Source organism: Mesorhizobium sp. P2_E6 (assembly GCF_056403835.1).
This window is the reverse complement of record NZ_JBFUEQ010000004.1, coordinates 32709-47067: the sequence shown is the minus strand read 5'-3', so window position 1 is coordinate 47067 and position 14359 is coordinate 32709. Positions and strand designations below refer to the sequence as shown.

At 64.2% G+C, this 14359-nt stretch carries 14 protein-coding genes; 13 read left to right on the top strand and 1 reads right to left on the bottom strand.

Going from position 1 to position 14359, the window contains the following annotated elements; genetic code table 11:
• Positions 1-26: 26 nt before the first annotated feature.
• Together AC1D08_RS10850 and AC1D08_RS10845 are read left to right on the top strand one after the other, a co-directional pair.
• Positions 27-1814: a portal protein gene (locus AC1D08_RS10850; protein WP_457152172.1), complete on the top strand. Its 1788-nt coding sequence runs from the start codon at positions 27-29 to the stop codon at positions 1812-1814.
• The gene (locus AC1D08_RS10845; protein ID WP_457152173.1) at positions 1811-2134 is read left to right on the top strand and encodes a Bbp19 family protein; all 324 of its coding nucleotides are present in this window, start codon (positions 1811-1813) and stop codon (positions 2132-2134) included. Before AC1D08_RS10850 ends, AC1D08_RS10845 begins: the two co-directional genes overlap by 4 nt.
• Before the next feature lie 156 nt (positions 2135-2290).
• On the opposite strand, the gene AC1D08_RS10840 is transcribed toward AC1D08_RS10845, so the two are convergent.
• Entirely contained in the window at positions 2291-2611 is a 321-nt protein-coding gene (locus AC1D08_RS10840; protein ID WP_095091384.1) for a YMGG-like glycine zipper-containing protein, read from the bottom strand.
• A 313-nt stretch (positions 2612-2924) separates the two neighbouring features.
• On the opposite strand from AC1D08_RS10840, the gene AC1D08_RS10835 reads away from it, so the two are divergent.
• The 11 genes from AC1D08_RS10835 (at position 2925) to AC1D08_RS10785 (ending at position 14277) form a co-directional block, all read left to right on the top strand.
• Entirely contained in the window at positions 2925-3497 is a 573-nt protein-coding gene (locus tag AC1D08_RS10835) for a hypothetical protein (protein ID WP_477423102.1), read from the top strand.
• A gap of 260 nt (positions 3498-3757) precedes the next feature.
• A complete protein-coding gene (locus AC1D08_RS10830; RefSeq protein WP_457152175.1) occupies positions 3758-4669 on the top strand; it encodes a hypothetical protein in 912 nt (303 codons plus the stop codon).
• Between the two features lie 42 nt (positions 4670-4711).
• Positions 4712-5701, top strand: a complete 990-nt coding sequence (locus AC1D08_RS10825; RefSeq protein ID WP_477423100.1) for a Coat protein — start codon at positions 4712-4714, stop codon at positions 5699-5701.
• Positions 5702-6245: 544 nt separating this feature from the next.
• Positions 6246-6866: a phage connector family protein gene (locus tag AC1D08_RS10820; protein ID WP_457152177.1), complete on the top strand. Its 621-nt coding sequence runs from the start codon at positions 6246-6248 to the stop codon at positions 6864-6866.
• Positions 6866-9325, top strand: a complete 2460-nt coding sequence (locus AC1D08_RS10815; protein WP_457152178.1) for a phage tail protein — start codon at positions 6866-6868, stop codon at positions 9323-9325. The genes AC1D08_RS10820 and AC1D08_RS10815 overlap by 1 nt, the downstream gene beginning before the upstream one ends.
• A gap of 263 nt (positions 9326-9588) precedes the next feature.
• The gene (locus tag AC1D08_RS10810; protein ID WP_457152179.1) at positions 9589-10296 is read left to right on the top strand and encodes a hypothetical protein; all 708 of its coding nucleotides are present in this window, start codon (positions 9589-9591) and stop codon (positions 10294-10296) included.
• Between the two features lie 3 nt (positions 10297-10299).
• Complete coding sequence (locus tag AC1D08_RS10805; protein WP_457152180.1) at positions 10300-10803, top strand: hypothetical protein; 504 nt, start codon at positions 10300-10302, stop codon at positions 10801-10803.
• The gene (locus AC1D08_RS10800) at positions 10803-12986 is read left to right on the top strand and encodes a hypothetical protein (protein ID WP_477423097.1); all 2184 of its coding nucleotides are present in this window, start codon (positions 10803-10805) and stop codon (positions 12984-12986) included. Before AC1D08_RS10805 ends, AC1D08_RS10800 begins: the two co-directional genes overlap by 1 nt.
• Before the next feature lie 17 nt (positions 12987-13003).
• Positions 13004-13300, top strand: a complete 297-nt coding sequence (locus AC1D08_RS10795) for an HNH endonuclease signature motif containing protein (protein WP_457155049.1) — start codon at positions 13004-13006, stop codon at positions 13298-13300.
• Positions 13301-13308: 8 nt separating this feature from the next.
• Positions 13309-13623 (top strand): hypothetical protein, encoded by a 315-nt coding sequence (locus AC1D08_RS10790; RefSeq protein ID WP_457155048.1) that lies wholly within the window; start codon positions 13309-13311, stop codon positions 13621-13623.
• 180 nt (positions 13624-13803) lie between these two features.
• The gene (locus tag AC1D08_RS10785; RefSeq protein ID WP_457155047.1) at positions 13804-14277 is read left to right on the top strand and encodes a hypothetical protein; all 474 of its coding nucleotides are present in this window, start codon (positions 13804-13806) and stop codon (positions 14275-14277) included.
• Positions 14278-14359: the final 82 nt, after the last annotated feature.

Below are 14359 nucleotides of genomic sequence, written 5' to 3'. Positions count from 1 at the left end.
TTTGCGCCAAACAAGTGAGACATCCCATGACCGATTCCCGTGCCCGCGATATCCTGTCCCGCCAGTCCGAGCTCGAGAGCGAGCGCAGCCAGTATGAGGCGGTGTGGGAGCAGGTGGCTGAGTTCTGCGATCCCGATGCGCCCGACATATGGGGCGGCCGCCGTGGCGGTGGGGCGGATTCGCAGGCCGAGCGGCAGGAGCGGCGGGGCGCGCGGGTCTACGCCAACACCATCAACTCGGCCGCCAACCGGCTCGCTGCAGGCCTCGAAAGCCTGATCATTCCGCAGTCGGAAAAATGGCACGGCCTGTCGACCGCCGAAATGAACGACGAGGAGACCGACGAGGAAATGGAATGGGCGGAATCCCTGCGCGATTTCCTGTTCTCGTTGCGCTACTCGGCCAATTCGAACTTCGTGCCGGCGACACAGGCCTGCCTGCGCAATGTCGTGCGCTATGGCCCGGCCTATCTCTATGCGGAGGAAGGGTTTGGCTCGACGCTGATCCGCTATGCCTCGATCCCCGTAGTCGAGGGCTATCTCTCGCGCAACCGCTGGGGCCAGGTCGACATCTTTCACCGCCGCTACGAGCGCACTGCGCGGCAGGCGGCGCAGCTGCTCGGCTATGAAAAGCTGCCCGCGCGCATCAAAATGCTGGTCGACGATCCGGCCAAATGCGAGACCAAGATCTCGCTGGTCCAGTGCATCCAGCCGCGCGACGAGCGCAAGATGTATCGGCTCGGCGGCCACACCCAGTATCTCGACACGGCGTTTGCCTCCTACCATGTCATCGAGGACGAGGAGGAGATCGTGCGGGAAAGCAGCTTCCGCACCTTCCCGGTGTCGACGTTCAACTGGCGCCGCTACGAGGGCGATCCGTACGGCGTCTCGCCGACCATCGAGGCGCTGACGACCGTGCGTGAGGAAAACGCCGTGCGCCGGTCGGGCTTGCGCGCGCTGCAGCAGATCACCGATCCGGCAACCGCCTCGAAAGCCCGGCTCGACTATGTGCCGGTGCTCAATCCCGGCGAGAACTATCCCGGCCTGATCGACGACAATGGCCGGCCGCTGATCGCGCCGATCTCGACCGGGCAGAACCCGACCTATGCCTTCAACTATGCGCAGAGCCGCGCCGACGAGATCCGCGACATGATGTTCGTCAACCTGTTCCAGACACTGGTGCAGAACCCGCAGATGACGGCCACCGAAGCGCTGATCAGGCAAGAAGAAAAGGGCGCGCTGCTCGGGCCCTCCGGCTCGATCATCCAGGCCGGCTTTGCCACCAATCTCGACCGCGAGCTCGGCATTCTCGAGGACAAGGGGCTTTATGACGAAGACAGCCGCTTCCTGCCGCCGGCGAGCCTCGCCGGCAAGGCGGTGCGGCCGACCTTTACCGGCCCGCTCGACGTGCTGCGTCGCTCGGCCGAGGCGCGCGACACCATCCAGGTGGTGACGACGGCCATGCAGATGGCGCAGTTCGATCCCGGCGTGATGGACAACATCGACAGCGACGAGGCGATCAAGATCGTGCAGGGCGCCGGCCGCAGCCCGCAGCGCATTTTCCGCCGCAGGCAAGAGGTCGACAGCCTGCGCGATGCCCGCGCCAAGGCAAGCCAGGCCCAGGCCGGCATGGCGGCGATCGCCACAGCCGGGAAGGCGGCCAAGGATGCCGTGCCGGCGGCCGTGCAGGCGCGCGACAGCGGGCTGCTCGACGGGTTGCAAGGCATGCTGCAGGGCCAGGCCGGGTCGGCTGGTGAAGGCGTACAAGGAACATCGGGCGCGGCGGCTGGTCCGGACGCGGCGGGTGGCGGCGCATGAGCCACAAACGCTTCGCCCATTCCGCGCAGGCCGGCGGCCCAACCAAGGCCCGTGAGGCGCTGGCCAAGGCGTATCTCAGGGTGTTTTCCGGCGCCGACGGCGAGATGGTGCTGGCCGACCTCGCGGCGACGGTCGGCTACTACAGGCGCCCGTCCTATGGCGAATGGATGGCGCGGACCCGTACGCCCAACGGCTTCGAACTGCACAGCGCGCTCAGCAATGCACGCGCCGAGGTGGTGCAGCACATCATGGGATTTCTGACGCTGGACGAGGCGCAGCTGGTGGCGCTGGAGAAGGCGGCAAGGTTGGAGGAGAGGTAGGGACGCTCAAGCTGCGTCCCTCTCCCCGTTCACGGGGAGAGGATGCCGGCAGGCAGGTGAGGGGCGGTGCCAGCATTTCGCAACATGGCGCTGCCCGTCCTTCGGACCCCCCTGCCGGGACCTTCTCCCCGTTGAACGGGGAGAAGGGGCTAACGATCAATAGTCGCCGTTATAATACCGGTCGTCGCAGGGGGCGGTGTAGATGCGGCCGTCGCGGTCCTGGTAGCGGCACATCTGTTCGCCGCGGCGTTGCGGTTGCGGGGTGGTGGCCGAGCCGACGACCGCGCCGAGCAGGGCGCCGCTGGCCGCGCCGATGACCGTGCTCTTGGTGTTGCCGCCAATGGCCTGGCCGACGAGGGCGCCGCCGGCGCCGCCGATCAGCGCGCCGGTTCCGGCTCTCTGCTGGCCTTCGGTCTGTGCGCAGCCTGCAAGTGCTGCAGTCATCAGCACGGCGGCGATGGCTTTGTGAAAGTTCATATGAAGTCTCCCTTGAATGCCTGAAATCCCTATGGCTCGCCACGTGCCGCCGCATTGCGGCGGAACGGGGGCACCGGGCCTCACGATATAAGACAGGGTTTCTCGGGCGTTGATGGATCGAGGCCCGAAAACACCTCATGCGAACAAGGCGGTAGCGCCGATCCTTGTCAGAATGATTCAGCCTTTGCCGGTTCGGCCTGGCTGCGCCCGGCCCTTCGCTATCGCTCCGGGCGTTCGTCGTTTGGAAAGCCAAGCAATTGGCTTCCCATGCGCTGCGCGCACCACTCCTCACTCAAACAATGGAGACATACCAATGACCCGAGGTCTTCCCCGCACACTTGTCCGCGCCGCCGCCCGCGAGGCCGGCCTTGCCCCGCCGAAAGCCGGCCTGAAGGCCGTCACATCGGGGCAGGGCGGCGCTTTCCGCACCGTCTTTTCGTTCAGTGCCATGCCGGTGCCGGTCACCGACGCGCTGGCCTATGCCAGCCAGAAGATCTTCGACTTCGCCGACGGCAAGGTGCGCATCAAGGGTGGCACGGCAAGATTGCAGTTCGCCGTGCTGACGGCGCGCGCGGCGACCGTCAACGACAATGCAGCACTCACCTGGTCGCTCGGCTCGGCGCCGGCATCGAGCGCGACACTGGCCTCGACCATGGTCAATGTGCTCGCCGCCACCGCTCGCACGCTCGACGGCGCCGGTGCGGCACTCTCCACCGCCTCGACCGCCGACATCGCCGTCGCCGCGACGCTGGATGGCACCATCACGCCGGTCGATCTCTATCTCAACTTCGCCTTGCCCACCGGCACCGATATCGATGCCGATGGGACGATCGCGGTGACCGGGACGATTACGGTGCTGTGGGAGAACTGGGGGGATAACGCCTAGGGCATGCCGATATTCCGGCGAGGCCGGCCTACAAACGGCGGTCTTCTGCGCTTCCGGTGCTCACGTACCCAAACGTACGCTCCGCTCCGGTTCTCGAAGCCCACCATTTTCGGCTCGGCCTGACCGGAATCTCGACACGCCCTGAGCCAAAACATGGGCGATTGACGTAAGCGGCGATGACGGCCGATCTCCCCTCTCGTGGAGGGAGATTGGCAGCTTTGCCGCCGGCTCTTTTCTAACCCCTCACAAAGGAACATCACATGACAGATCTGGCAGACGCCGGGTCCGTGGCGGCGCGTGCGCAGCCGGCGGGCAACCCGGTACGATCACCGGCTGGTGCGGACAACGGGTCCGCCGCGCCTGTCGTCCAAAGTTGGTTTGACGGTCTTTCCGAAGGCAACCGCAAGCTCGCTGAAACCAAGGGTTGGACCAAGCCTGAAAGCCTCGATCGGGTTTTCACATCCTATGCGGAGCTGGAGCGGCAGCAGGGTGAGAGCCTGCGCATTCCCCAGCCCGACGCATCCCGGGAAGACTGGGACCGGTTTCATGCCCGGCTGCCCGAGGCGATGCGTCCGGTCACCTCGTCCGAAAAGGTCGAGTACCGACGCCCGGAAGGGTTGCCGGAAAACTTCGCCTATTCGGACGAACTCGCCCAGGCGTCCAAGGCCTGGGCGGTCGAAGCCGGTGCCTCGCCGAAGACCGCGCAGGCCTATCACGACAAGTTCGTCGGTTACATGGCCGAGCAGGCAAAAGCACAGGAGATCGCGCTCGCCCGCTCGGTCGAGGCCACCCATGACGACCTTGTCAGGGATTGGGGGCCGACCGACAGCGACGGCTTTCGCCGGAAGCTCGAGGTCGCCAACCGGGCCATGAAGAAGCTCGGCCTGGTCGACGCCTACAAGGCGAAGGGCATCCTTCTGCCTGACGGGGCCTTGACCGATCCGCAGATCGCCAAGGCGTTCCACGCCATCGGCGAGGCGATGTTCACGGAAGACACGATCGACGGCGGTGCTGCTTTCAGCGGAGGCAATCCGTTCAAGCGCAACGCCGCCGGCGAACGCAACATTTCGGCGATTTCAGCCCTCGTCAAAAGCGACCCCGCCCGTGCCCGGAGGCTGGCCCGCGAAGCCGGTGAGAACCCGGATCGGTGGATGCCGAATAATCCTCGCTGACTTTGAGAGATCACCGCTAACCAACGCAAAAGGAAGAGAAAAATGGCAGATGCCTACACCCGTATCGCGGACGCGATCGTTCCGTCCGTCTATGCGCAATATGCGTTCGAGGAACATGTCCAGTCGCTCGAAATCTACCAGGCCGGAATCCTGTTTTCCGACCCGGCCATCGCCTCGAAACTGTCGATGGGCGGCCGCTCGGTCGACATGCCCGGCTGGAAGGATCTCGGCAACGACCCGTCCGAGCCGGTCAATGACGATCCGGCCGATTCGATCGAGATGAAGAAGATCGGTTCGCGTCGCGAGGTCGCCGCCCGCAATGTCCGTGCCCAGGCGTGGGGCGTTCCGGACCTGACCTCGATCCTGGCGGGTGACGATCCGCAGAAGCTGATCGTCAAGCGGCAGACCGAGTACTGGCAGCGCGCCAACAAGCTGACCTTGCTCGGCATCCTGAAAGGCGTCGTCGCCGACAACATCGCCAATGACGGCAGCGATCTGGTGCGCACCACCGGCGCCTCCATTGTCGACACCGACATCATCGAGGCCGCCTATCTGATGGGCGACCGCGCGGACAAGTTCAAGACGCTCTGGATGCACTCCAAGCAGATGAAGGCGCTGAAGCTCGCCGACCTCATCGACTATGTGCCGTCGTCGCAGCAGGGCGGGCCGCTGATCCCCTACTACATGGGGCTGCGCGCCGTCGTCGACGACGACATTCCCGTGGTGGCGGGCGTCTACACCGCGTTCATGTTCAAGGACAAGGCGATCCTGTGGAACGAGCTGCCGGTCAACACCGAAGGCGGGCCGCTGGAGTTCGACCGCAAGCCGCGCCAAGGCCATGGCGGCGGCGTCACCGAAATGGTCGGCCGCCGGCATTTCGTGCCACATGTTCCCGGCACCCGCTTCCTCGACGCCGCCTCGGCCGGCGAGTTCGCCACCGATGCGGAACTCGCGCTGGCGGCCAACTGGGACCGCACCGCGTCGAGCGTCAAGGCGATGACGTTCATCGCGCTGAAGACGACCGAGGCCTGATCAAGAGGGGCGGGGGCGACGAGCTCCCGCTCCCTGCACGAATAGTCGAATTGTCATGGGTGACGTAACTGTTTCCTTGCCGAGGGCAGCTAGAATGGCGGTCTACTGCGGTGCGAGAACATTAATTTGAACTGGTTCCTTCCTGCCATCATCATAGGCCTTGTCCTGTCCGCGCCGTTTCAATTGTACGGAGGCCATCTTCTCGGAGAGGAAATCGAGGTTGACCCTCCAAGGGGCAATTCCCTGTACTCGATGCTCTATTCAATCTCGAGTTGGGCAAAGTATGGCGCTCTCAAGCGACAGGCCGACCGGGGCGATCGTTTCGCCTGGTGGTGTTTGCTCTTGTTCGGCTTGCAGCTGGTATGGTGTGCTCTCGTAGTCTTGGCGTTGTTCTCCAGCCCGATTTGGCACAGGTGGCTAATCTGACAGGCTGTAGCCCGCCAGCTCCAAACTCTCATCGACACAAAATCCCAAGCCGCTTCGCAGCGGCTTTTTTCATGCCCGAACTATCCCGATCAACATCCTTCACGGAGGCGCTGACCCCATGGCCATCACCCCACTCGATATCGCCAACATGGCGCTTGCCGTGCTCGACGAGGCGCCGATCGACAGTCTCGACCAGGACGTCAAGGCTGCACGCCTCATCAACCTGCATTTCGACCTGACACGGGAGGCGGAGCTGACCAAATATGCCTGGGTGTTCGCGATCCTGCGCGCCACGGTCGCGGGCTCGGACACCGGCGGCGACGCGTCCAGCTTGAACTTCGCCTACGAGTTGCCGGCCGACTGCCTGCGGCCGCTGCCGCCGACCCGCAATGGCGAACCGGATGGCGTGCCAATCTCGTGGCGGCAGGAGGCTGACCTCATCTACAGCGACCAGCCCGGGCCGCTGGCGATCCGCTATGTCGCCAACCTCACCGATCCGAACGACTGGGACGCGCTGTTCACCGAAGTGCTGGTGGCGGCACTTGCCATCAAGGTGGCGCATCCGCTGACCCACAAGTCGGGCATGATCGACATTGCCCGCTCGGCCTACGACCGGGCGCTTGACGCCGCGCTCAACGCCAGCGCCATCCAGCGCGGCGGCCGCTCCTACACCGCGTCCTGGGCGTACCAGCGCGGCGACAACCGGGTCGCGCCCGGCGACAGCAGGATCTTGCGCTGATGACGACGCTCTATCCGGTCCAGGACGTCTTCACCCGCGGCGAGATCTCGCCGCGCCTGCATGCGCGCGCGTCGCTCGATTTCTATCGGGCGGCACTGGCCAAATGCGAGAACTTCGTCACGCTGCCGCATGGCGGCATCCGCAAGCGTGGCGGCACCTACTTTGCCGGCGAGGTGAAGATTTCGACGAAGAAGACGCGGCTGATCCCCTTTATCTTTTCGGCCAACCAGGCCTACGCGCTTGAATTCGGCGACCTCTACATCCGCGTGTACGCCTATGGCGCCCGCGTCGGCACGGTCGAGGTGGTGACGCCGTATCTCGAGGCCGACCTGTTCAACCTCCAGTTCGTGCAATCCGCGGACCAGATGTGGATCACCCATGAGACCTATCCGACCAAGGTGCTGACGCGCACCGCGCAGACCGCATGGGCCCTGAGCGACTACCAGTTCCTCGACGGTCCCTATGACCCGATCAATGCCACGGCGACGGCGCTGGTCCCGTCCGACTACGGTTCGCTGACGCCGCCGATGACATCCAACGTCGCGCCAAGCGGCACGGTGTCGGGCTTTGGCGGGTCCGTGGACGCGTGGAAAGTGTTCGACAAGGACAGCGTCAGCCACGTTGGCACTGTCGGTGATACCGGTTCCGTCACCTACCGCACGGCCGGCGGCGCGCAGGTCATCGTCGAAAACTACACGCTGACCGCACGCTCGGGCGGCACCCAGGACAGGACGCCGACGAATTGGGTGCTCGAAGGGTCGAACAACGGCACGACTTGGGTGGCGCTCGACACCCGGACCAGCGAGATCGCCTGGAACGCCGGCGAAACCCGCTTCTACGAGTTCGTCAACAAGACCGGATTTGAATACCATCGCTTCACCTGGAAGGCGATCGACGGCGCCACCGATGTCGACTTCGCCGAACTGACCTTCAATCGCGCCGCCGCCAGCCAGACGCCGTTCAACCTGACGGCCTCCTCCACCGTCGGCGTCAATGGCGGCACCGGGTTCCAGGCCAGCGATGTCGGCCGCGCTGTCCGCCTGTTCGGCTCGGACGGGCGCTGGCGTTGGGCCAAGATCATCGCCCGCACCAGCACCACCGTGGTCACCATCCAGCTTTATGGCTTCGCTCTGCCTGACCTCGGCCCGATCACCCGCTGGCGGCTCGGTACCTTCGTTCCCGGCAAGTATGTCCAGTCGGGCTCGCTCTATGAGGAACGCCTGGCGTTCAGCCGGAAATTCTCGGTCTATGCCTCGGCCACCGGCGATTTCGACAATTTCGCGCTGGGCGAGAAGGACGACGACGCGCTGGAGTTCGTGCAGGCCGGCGGCGGCCAGGCCAACGACATCGTCTGGATCGCCGAATCCGACGGCGCGCTGCTGATCGGCACGTCGGGCGGCGTGCGGGCCCTGTCGGGCTCGGGCATCGACGAGGCGCTGACGCCGACCTCGTTCAAGAACCGGCGTTCGCGCACCTTCGGCTGCGCCCGCATCCGTCCGGTCGATGCGGGCCAGTCGTTCCTCTATGTCACACGCTCGCGCAAATCGATCGCCGAGCTGACGCAGACCGCGCAGAGCCGTTTCACCTCCGATGATGTCGGCCAGATTTCCGAGCATATCCCGAAGCTTGGCGTGGTAGAACTGGCCTTCCAGACCGACCCTGATCCCCTGCTGTGGTTCCCGCTCGGCAATGGCGAGCTTGGCGGTTATACCCATCAGCCATCGCAGGAAGTCCGAGGCATGCACCGGCATCGCCTGGGCGGCGACTTCGGCGGATTGGGACGGGCGGTTGTCGAAAGTGCCGTGGTGACGCCGGGCCAGAACGGCAACGACGATCTCTGGCTGGTCGTCAAGCGCACCATTGGCGGCGCCACCAGGCGCTTCATCGAGATCAAGACCGCGCCCTTCGAATATGGCGCGATCGGCGACGCCTTCGAGGTCGATTGCGGCCTGACCTATTCCGGCGCGGCGGTGACCACGGTGGGCGGCGCGCTACATCTCGCCGGCCAGTCCGTCGATGTACTGGCCGGCGCAAAGGTCTATCGCGGCCTGACGGTCAGCAGCGGTGGCACCGTGACCTTGCCGGCGGGGTCGGCTGCATCGGCCAAATGGCAGCTCGGCCTGCCTTATGCGGCGGGCGCCGACACGCTGGAGCTCGATGTCGGCGGCCGCGACGGCTCCATCATCGGCCGCCGCAAGAAGGTGGCGAAAGCGATCCTGTCGCTGCTCGAGACCGACACCACCGGGCTCGAAGTGCAATCGCTCATGCGCGGCCGCTGGGAGCCGGTGCGCATGCCCTCGATCGTCGCGCCGGATGGCGGGGCAACGCTGTTCACCGGCAATGTCGAGGTGCCGATCGACGACAGCTGGGAAGGGCAGGGAAGGGTGAGGATCCGCCACGTCAACCCGACGCCCTGCACCATCCGCGCCTTCACGCCGGTGTTCGACGCGGAGCCTTAGCGGCGAGGCGCAAGCCGAAGGTTGCATTCCCGCTCACCCCCCTCTGGCCTGCCGGCCATCTCCCCCGCAAGGGGGGAGATCAGACGGCACCCCTGCCTTCGCCAATCGCCAACGTTGTAGGCGCAGCGGCAACGTCTGAACTGCCAATCTCCCTCCTTGCGGGGGAGATGGCCGGCAGGCCAGACGGGGGTGCTGTCCCGTCGGCGTTGATCCTTTCCGCTTCGCGGATCGCCCCCTCACTCCCCCAAAAGGACCCCCAACCAATGACATCCCCCCATGCCGAGCAACTCGGCAGGGCGCGGACGGCTGCCGAATTCGCTGCCGTCATCGCCTTGCTTGACACCGACCTCAACGACGCGCGTCGCCGCAGAGCCGAGCTGGCGCAAGCCGAGGACCGCGCGGTGTTCGGCGATGGCGACCTTGCCGCCGCGCGTGCCGCGATCGACGGCTGCAACGCGGCAATCGCGCTTTTGGAAAAGACCATCGACGCCGCCGGCAAGCGCGGCGCGGAGGTCGCGCAGAGCGAAGCCCGCGCCGAAATCGCAGCGCTCGGCGACGAGATCAAGGCGAGGGCGGCCCTGCTCGGCGAGCGCTGGTGCTGCGTCCACCGGCTGGTCGAAGAGCTGCGCCAGCAATTGTTCGAGGCCGATGCGCTGGCCCGCGCCATCGCCACCGCCAACGGGCTGTTCGACGCCGCCGGCGTCGCCGATTTGAAGGTGAACCTGACCACCACCCGCCGCACTGCGATGGCCGGGCCGCGTGCCGCTGTGCCCGCCCGGCTCAGCCGGCCGGCGCTGCAGGCCGACAGGCTCCTGCTGACCTTCCTCAGCCCCGGCGGCGCGCTCGACCCGCGCCCGGCGCTCGGCGCGCCGGTCAAGCGTCCCGAAGTCAGGCCCCCCGACGTCAGGCGTCCCGGTGGCGTCAAAAGCCAATTCCTTCCCGCAACCAAACCCTTGGGCGAACGAGGCTGAACCATGTGCACACTCGCTCTTCTCGGCACCGCTCTTTCGGTCGGCGGCGCGCTGGCCGAGGGCCGGCAGTCGAAGCAGATGGCCGACGCCCAAGCCAGGGCCTACGAGCAGCAGGCGCGGGCCGACGCGCAAAGCGCCGCCTTCGAACAGGGCCAGGAGCGCCACAAGCAGGATCTCCTGCAGGCGCAGGCGCGGGCCCTGGCCGGCGCTTCCGGCGTCGGCACGGCCGGCTCGCCGGCCGAGGTGCTGGCGGCCAACGCCGGGCAGGGCCAGCTCGACCTCAAGGCGATCCAGTACAGCTCGCTGCTGCGCCAGAACAATCTCGGTACGCAGGCGGCCATTTCGCGCTTTTCCGGCAAGCAGGCGGTGGCGGCGTCGATCTTCAACGCGGGCCGCAGCCTCGGATCGAGCCTCTCCGGCCTCTACGACCCGACCAGGGCGGTGACCTTCGGCAAGGGCGCCTTCCCGCCGCCACCGGGCGGCTTTTCCACCGGGGGTCTCTACTGATGGCGACCATTCCTCTCCAAATAGCCCAGCGCCGGCTCGAGACCGGCAATGCGGTGCAATACCCAAACGGCTCGCAGGTCGGCCGGGCGATGCAGGGTTTTGGCGACGAGCTTTCCGCCGTCGCCGAGCGCTACCGGCAGATGAAGGAGCGGCAGGACGCGTTCGACGCCGAGATCGCGCGCCGCCGCTTCAACGGCCGCATCGCGCAGGCGGAAGACGAGGTGACGGCCAATGCGCCGGCCGATGGCGCAGGCCTGCATGACGCCATGTACGGCCAGGTCGATCCGCGCACCGGCCGCGTGGTCAAACCAGGCCTGTTCGACACGCTGTTCGACGATGCCTTGCCGACCATGCCCGAAAGCCAGCGCGCCGCTTTCGCCAGCCAGAAGGAGGCGATGCGCGCGCCCGGCTCGCTGCGCATGGCCGCAAGGCAGCAAGGGCGGCGTGATGATTATGAGCTGGCCGAGTTGACCGAGGTCGACAACATCTCGACCAGCGCGATCGCAAAGAGCAATCCGAACGACATCGGAAGTTTCGAAGCGATCCGGCAGAGCGGCTTCGACCTGATCGCCAAGATCGGCAACCCGCTCATCAGGCAGGCGGCGGAGGCCACCTGGCGCGGCAACACGGCCAAGGCGTTGGTCCATGCGATGATCGCGCAGGATCCGAAGCGCGCTGCCGAGATGCTAGGCACGGCGCAGGCTGGAGGCCGGACCAAGGACGACAGCGCCGAGGCCGTTGGTGCAACCAGCTCGACACCGCCGGATGGCCAGACAGCCGCCGTATCGCTCGACGCCATTACCTATTTGGCGCCAGGCGATGTTGCCGCGCTACTCGATCAGGCCAACACGGCGACCGCCGCGCAGTTGGTCGATGCCCGCGCCAAGGTGCAACTCGCAGAGCAGAATGCGCCGGCGGTCATCGCCAGCACGGGTCAATATCCCGAGGAGAAACCAACCGCACAGGATTTCGTCAACATCTACGGCGCAGGCGAGGGCGCGGCCCGTTTCCAAATCTTCAATCTAACGACCGGCCTCGCCGAAGCATTCTTCAAAATGCGCCGTGCGCCAAACCAGGCGATCCATGCCGAGCTTCGGGATTTTGAGCCAGGTCCTGATGGCTCGCCGGAACAGCGCGAGCAATACGAGATTAAGGCTGGCGCGGCGCAATTGGTGCTGGGCGCCAGGCGCGACGACCCTGTCGACTACGTCAGCCAGATGTTCCCGGGGCCGGCCCCCGACTGGAGCAAGGTCTCGACGCCTGAGGATTTCCAGGCTGCCGTGACTTGGGCCCTCGCTGCGCAGCAAGAGTTGGGTTTCGACAGAAAACTTCCCCTGCCCCGGGCAGTTTCGAGCCAACGAGCCACGCAATACATCGACCCAAGCGTTCCGTTCGAGAAGCGTTTTGCGGAGTTGAGTGCGATTGTCCTGGCGGTTCGCGACCCGGGCGCGCGCAAGGCGGTGGCTGAACAGATTTCCTTGGCGGCGCAAGCCCAATGGCGAGCCAGGGCGGCCCAGGATTCGAACATCACGCCAGAGTTGTTGGAAGCCCAGCTTGCCGAGCTGAAGAACGGACTGGCCTGGATCGGCGAACATCCGGCCCGAGCCCAGTACAGCACCATGCCGCTGTTGCAGCAGTTCGGCTTGGCATTCGGGGATGTCGGTCGCCTCACCGCTAAGGGCGGGACCGCCGGCGGTGCGGACGCGATCTCCGCCGGGCTCGATTCCGCTTTGTCGGGTGGGAGCTACGAGGACCTTCTCAAAAAGGAGCAGACCCGGACCGAGGATGCCGAGGACCGGGCCGGCTCAGCCCGTTGGGCGGCAGAGGCCCTCGGCGCCGGCTTGACCGGATATGGCCTGGCGAAGGGCGTAACCGCTTTGCTGGGCTGGGCAGGGATTGGCGAACCGCCGCTGGGGGCGCGGCGGGTGGCGCTTACGGCGGCGCATCCGCCTACAACACTGGCGGGAGTATCCCCCGGGGGATTGCCAATGGCGCGCTTTGGGGTGCCAGCGGCAATGTCCTTGCCGAAGGGCTTAGTGCAATTGGCAGCCAGGTGTTGGCAAGGCTCGCCGAGCGCTCCAGCATTGCTAAACCCGATATCGCTCCGGATAATGGGCCGGGCTCTATCTCGACAACTAGTACAGAAGAGATTCCGGTTTCGACTGGCAAGGCAGACGAAATAAGGAGGCCGTATGCACATTTGGAGGATCCTCCCAACGTTGCTCCAGGCAACAAACCAACAAAGAAGCAGAGAATAGCCATATTTAAGGAAAACATGAAAATCAACGGTGGTTATCTAAGATCAGATAAGAGCGGAATAGAGGTAACTGCACCAAATCAAAGTAGGAGAGGTGTCACTCCTCCCAAAAATGAAGCGCATATTGATCACATAGATCCAGTTAATCCTGCCGACAAGACGAAATCACCTGGATCAAATAGCTACAAAAATCTCCAGATTCTCGCCAGGTTTGAGAATTTGGACAAATCAAACAAATAGGTAATGAGATGGGCAGCTGGAAGTTCAAAGACAAAAAAAATTTGGCCGTCATATCTACTCGGAAAGTATTCAGTAGTGCAGGTTGGATTGCGTATGTATCACATGATGACGATGACGAGTCGTGGCAATTCTATGGAAGTGAGGCTGAGATTGATCAAGATGACCTAATTTTGGTGGCCTTGGTCGAGGTGGTAGAGCTTGATCAAACTGTTGCGCAGTTGGCGGATTTGCCGTTGGGCTGGCATGCTTGGCGCGATACAAAAACCTCGCCGTGGAAGCGTGCCAAGATGCCTGATGAGCCGAAAGAATCGGAGCTGAGTTAGTTTCGTCTTATGGACGTTTCCCATGAGGTACCGCTGGCCGATGGTGGGGGGAGATCACGTATTGAATGTGAAGCCTCGTTTCCGGGACGACCATATTAGGCATCATCAAGATGCTGCAGATTTTGCGCGCTGGGCTGAGAGGCGATGGCGCAAGAAGAACTTGATTGGTGGAGACGGAGTATGAATGCAATCGCCCCAGATCTCAGCAAGGTCAGTCGTTTGCCGCTTGCGGCGGAAGATCCGGACTCGGACGATAATTTTGACGCTGCCCTTGGCGAGGCCCGTGAATACATTAAATTTTTTGAGTGGGGGAAGAATATCAAGACGGAGTATTTTGGATATGGTGCCGAGGGCATAGTATACATTTTTCTCTTCGAGATTTTGCCTGGAAGGTCAGATGTACCCGCATGGATATGGGTGATCGTGGGTGATGTGCCTCCAGCTTACATGCCAGGCGACGACGTCAGAACTCCGTATGAGGCGCTGGATGGATACATTGGCGCCATGGAAGAATGGGTTGAAGCCGCTCGGAAGCGGAAGTCCGTTGCGAAGCTGATTCCTGTCAATGTTCCGGCGAATCCCGCCAACGCGGAAATGTTGGGTAGGCGTCTCAAATTCCTGGACGAAAAGGTTCTGCCGCTGCTTCAAGAGTGATCTGTGGTGGCTCGTCGGCAGGTGCGTCAGGGTCCGGCCTCGCGCAAGCGACAGAGACAGTTGTGCGAACATCGCGGGATGG